The 1,295-nt window shown below is 48.2% G+C and carries 3 protein-coding genes; all 3 read right to left on the bottom strand.

From position 1 onward, the window contains the following. A partial coding sequence (locus H8S57_RS15825; protein ID WP_186908951.1) for a ParA family protein occupies positions 1–151 on the bottom strand: 151 nt, incomplete at its 3' end. Further along, a complete protein-coding gene (locus tag H8S57_RS15830; protein ID WP_006354099.1) occupies positions 133–708 on the bottom strand; it encodes a helix-turn-helix domain-containing protein in 576 nt (191 codons plus the stop codon). The genes H8S57_RS15830 and H8S57_RS15825, both read right to left, overlap by 19 nt. A 1-nt stretch (position 709) precedes the next feature. Beyond that, positions 710–1,240 carry a helix-turn-helix domain-containing protein gene (locus H8S57_RS15835; protein ID WP_025544194.1) on the bottom strand — a complete coding sequence of 177 codons (531 nt, stop codon included), beginning with the start codon at positions 1,238–1,240 and terminating at the stop codon, positions 710–712. Positions 1,241–1,295 lie beyond the last annotated feature (55 nt).

A 1,295-nucleotide genomic window follows, 5' to 3' on the forward strand; every position in this document is an offset into this window, starting at 1 on the left:
AACTGGTGGTGAGGTTATACTGGGGGTCAAAGTCAACTACCAAGACCTTCTTGCCCATCTCGGCCAGCGCATAGGACAGATTTCGGACCGTGCTGGTCTTGGCTACCCCACCTTTCTGGTTGGCTACAACAATTATTTTCCCGCTTTCCATGATAGAAAACCTCCTATATTTTCGTGGAATTTTTGTGATTTCAAGCGTTTGTTCAAGTATGCGTCACTGGCCATAAAGTCGATCAGATTGACCTTCGGGATGATAAATGCCGGACCATGTGAAAGAGCTTTTAGCTTTTTCGTTCTGATCCATTTTGCGACCGTAGATGCCGTGGCGCCTGTTAATTCCGCGGCCTCTCTCGTGGAAACTATGTCGGGAATGTCCCGGAAACTCTCTATGTAGTATTTTCGCAGTTCCTCCGTTGTCACAGATTCGGGAAGCAGGGGCTTGACTGCGTATGTCCCGCTATATGAGCCGGGGGGAAGTTTGTATTTTTCGGGGTGGATTTCCCTGCGCTCAAGGTAGCGAACTATGTCTTTCATCTTTATGGTGTAATTCCGGGTCTTTTTCCCACTCTGTACGCAGGGAACCAGACCGGATTGCAGCAGATAACGAGCTGTGCGTTTGCTGATATGACAGATAATGCGGAATTGCTCTTTTTGGACTGTTTCTGGGTACTGATTCAGCAAATAGCGATACTTGGATACCTGTGCCACATCACTCGCCTCCTTTTTCCTGCCACAGACGCTCAAATGTATCCATCAATTCCTTTTGGAGAGGGGTCTTTCGGCGGATACGGCGGTAATATGGGCTTATCAGAAAGTCCAGCATAAAATCCTTTGGGACGGTGTACTGCTTTCCAGGCTGGAAAGCCTTCAGAATCCCTGTGCTGATCCACCGCACGATTGCCGAGGACGAAAAGCCTGTGATCTGCTGAATATCCTTTACGGAAAGCAGGTCTGAGTAGGGAGAGAGGTGTTCGTCATAGAATGTTCTCATAGCACAGATATAGGGACTGTCTGCTTCTTGTCTGCACTCACGCCGATAGAGATAGGCAAGAATGTCCGTCAGCTTGATTTTGTGGCTACGGATCAGGTGGTTTTGCTCAATGGTGTAGGGAATCTCACCTTGTTGCTCCAAATTGTAGGCGGTCTTGGGACAGATGTGGCAGATCTCGCATAGTTCCCGTTTGGTTACATAGGCGGGATACTTTGCGACGATGTCGGGGTAATACTTAGTCAAATCCATGTGCAGCACTCACTTTCTTGTTCATCTGTCATTGGTAGGTGAGGTACTTCACTGG

It is taken from the genome of Lawsonibacter hominis, assembly GCF_014287895.1.
In the GTDB taxonomy this organism is placed as follows: domain Bacteria; phylum Bacillota; class Clostridia; order Oscillospirales; family Oscillospiraceae; genus Lawsonibacter_A; species Lawsonibacter_A hominis.